1 protein-coding gene is annotated in these 431 nt (G+C 49.0%); it reads right to left on the minus strand.

All coding sequences use genetic code 11. The features are described from left to right. The coding region (locus GKZ86_RS25350; RefSeq protein ID WP_195936705.1) for a hypothetical protein at positions 1–431 on the minus strand (431 nt) is incomplete at both ends.

Genomic DNA, 431 nt, shown 5'->3' on the forward strand with positions numbered 1-431 from the left:
ACTAGTCCTGATCCTACCGGAACCGTACTTGATGTGATTTGTACATTCCCTGCTGCGGTACCTACTACTACTGGGCTTCCATTTAAGGTGTCGTTGCTCGTTAATGCCGTGGTGGTGCCGCCTGGCAATCCATTAACCGAAGGGGTCGTGTCTGTTACCGCAACAATCGCTGGGGCACTTACTACTACCGTAGAGCTAATAGTACTACAATTCAATGGGTTGTTTACTTCACAAATCGTATAGCTTACTGAATAGTTTCCAGATGGGGTGTTGGCCGGAACTGTTACTGTTCCGTCTGCATTTACCACTAGTCCTGATCCTACCGGAACCGTACTTGATGTGATTTGTACATTCCCTGCTGCGGTACCTACTACTACTGGGCTTCCATTTAAGGTGTCGTTGCTCGTTAATGCCGTGGTGGTGCCGCCTGG

Source organism: Flavobacterium sp. LC2016-13 (genome assembly GCF_009707955.1).
GTDB lineage: Bacteria > Bacteroidota > Bacteroidia > Flavobacteriales > Flavobacteriaceae > Flavobacterium.